The following is a 2,195-nucleotide window of genomic DNA, read 5'->3' as shown; positions in this document are numbered from 1 at the left end:
GATACGTGTTATGAGAGATGAGGATCGTCCCCGGTTCGGCGGCGCTTTCCAGCCGCGCGGCCAGGTTGACCGGCATGCCCTTGACTGTGTCCTCGCCCTCGGTCAATCCGCCGGCGAAGACGAGGCCGGTGTCGATGCCCAGCCGCACGCGGAAACCCTCCACGCCGCGTTCGGCTGACCACTCGCCGCCGATGACATGGGCCACGGCCTGAATGTCGAGCGCGGCGCGGATGGCGTTCTCCGGGTCGTCCTCGTGGGCCGTGGGCAGGCCGAAGACGGCCTTGAAGCCATCCCCCTGGTAGCGGGCGACGTGACCGCCGAAACGGCCGACCGGCTCCGCCAGCCGGGCCAGCGCCGCATCAATGAGGGCCATGTTCTCTTCCGGGTCGAGGTCGCGGATGAGGGCCGTGTGGCCGGCAATGTCCATGAACAGCACCGTCGCCAGCTTGCGCTGCTGGGCGGCGTGGTCGGCCTGGGCTTGTAAGGCGGCCAGTTTCTCGCGGATGGGGCCGAGCATGGCCTCGACGACGGCGTCGCCGAGGATGGCCCGCTGCGCCTCCAGCGCCGCGATGCCGGCCTGTAGTTGGGTTATCTCATCGGTTGCCTGCATGACCGCGCCTTTAACTTAGTAGTAATAAGAGAATCATCCGCAGATTAAGCAGATTTGACAGATTTTTCAAAGAGCGGCGATGGCCATGCCTCGTAAGCCTCAGCCAGATAGCGATTATGCTCTTCAGCCAAATCAACCGGCCCGTTGAATTGGCCTGACATGTCCAGCGCCCGCCGTCGTAGTTCGTCCCGGTCAATGACAGGCGCTTCATTCAGCATTGCGTCCACAGCGATACGAATGAGCTCAGCGACCGATGTCCCTTGCACCGCCGCCAACTGTTCTAGCCTTCTCGCTTGTTCCACACTCAGCCGAATTTGCATTCTGATCATTGCCACCCCGCCACCTTGTGCCAAAGCTCCTTTATATCTTGGCGTCCTTGCGCTAACTCCGCCAAAAATCTGCCTAATCTGCCCAATCTGCGGATAAACTCTTACGTATTCGTCGCCGCCCGCTGCCGCCGCGCCCAGGTCTGCGTCAGCCGGTCGAGGATGATCGCCAGCACGACGATCGCCAGCCCCGCCTCCACGCCCCGGCCGGTCTCGTTGCGCGCCAGCCCCATCACTGTCTCCAGCCCCAGCCCGCCGCCGCCCACCAGCCCGGCGATGATGACCATCGAGAGCACCATCATGATCGTCTGGTTGACGCCGGCCAGGATTGAGGGCAGGGCCAGCGGCAGTTGCACCTTGAGCAGCGTCTGCCACGACGTGGAGCCGAAGCTATCGGCCGCCTCCACCGTCTCCGCGTCCACGCCGCGGATGCCCAGGTTGGTCAGCCGCACGGCCGGCGGCAGGGCGTAGAGCACCGAGGCGATAACCCCCGGCACGCGGCCGATGTTGAACAGCATGATGACCGGCACGAGGTAGACGAAGGGTGGAATGGTTTGCAGGAAGTCGAGTCCCGGCCGCAGCGCCATCTCCACGCGATCGCTGCGGGCCGAGGCGATGCCCAGCGGCACGCCGATGGCCAGGGCCATGCCGACGGCGACGATGACCTGCCCCAGCGTGTCCATGGCCAGGTCCCACATGCCCAGCAGGCCGATGAAGACCAGCCCCAGCGCGGCGAAGAACGCCAGCCGCCAGTTGCCCAGCGCCAGCGCCGCCAGCCCGAACAGGGCGACGATGACGACCCAGGGCAGCCACTCCTGCAGCACGTCGCGCAGGAAGTTGAGGCCGTAGATGGTGACGAAGTCGCTGAACGGCCCCGCGCCGAGCGGCGTGTCGCCGATGCGGTACAGGTTGTCGCGGGCCCAGGCCACGGCGGCGTCCACCGGGCCGTTGATGGGCACGTACCAGGCGTCGGGGAACGCGCCGATGCCCAGCAGCAGGCAGGCCGCCAGGACGATCGCCAATAAGGCAATGCTGCCGATAGCGAAGCGATGGCGCTCCGACCAACGGGCGGCGGATGTGGCCCATTCGTCGCGCCCTAACGGCCGGAGAAGTAGGCTCAGAAGAGCCGCCGGGACGGCGGCGATCCAGCGCGCCGCGCGTTCGCTCGCAGCCGCGAGCCAGGCCAGCGCCCCCTCCACCGCCCGCGCCGGCCGGTAGCGCGCCCAGCCCTCCGGCAGCAATCGGAAGGCGTCGGGGTG

Annotated in this window: 3 protein-coding genes; all 3 read right to left on the bottom strand. The window is 66.7% G+C overall.

From position 1 onward, the window contains the following. The coding region (locus tag ACE3UY_RS13775; protein WP_374688083.1) for an adenylate/guanylate cyclase domain-containing protein at positions 1 to 610 on the bottom strand (610 nt) is incomplete at its 3' end. A gap of 44 nt (positions 611 to 654) precedes the next feature. Then, positions 655 to 939, bottom strand: a complete 285-nt coding sequence (locus ACE3UY_RS13770) for a CopG family transcriptional regulator (RefSeq protein WP_374688082.1) — start codon at positions 937 to 939, stop codon at positions 655 to 657. Between the two features lie 101 nt (positions 940 to 1,040). Next, the coding region (locus tag ACE3UY_RS13765) for an ABC transporter permease (protein ID WP_374688081.1) at positions 1,041 to 2,195 on the bottom strand (1,155 nt) is incomplete at its 5' end.

It is taken from the genome of Promineifilum sp. (SeqCode), from assembly GCF_041918635.1.
GTDB lineage: Bacteria > Chloroflexota > Anaerolineae > Promineifilales > Promineifilaceae > Promineifilum.
Note: the sequence above shows the minus strand (reverse complement) of the source record. Positions and strands in the feature narration are given on the sequence as shown.

Bases quoted from the DNA above. Each gene is read 5' to 3' on its own strand.
- ACE3UY_RS13770 (WP_374688082.1), bottom strand. From the start codon at position 939: ATGATCAGAATGCAAATTCGGCTGAGTGTGGAACAAGCGAGAAGGCTA.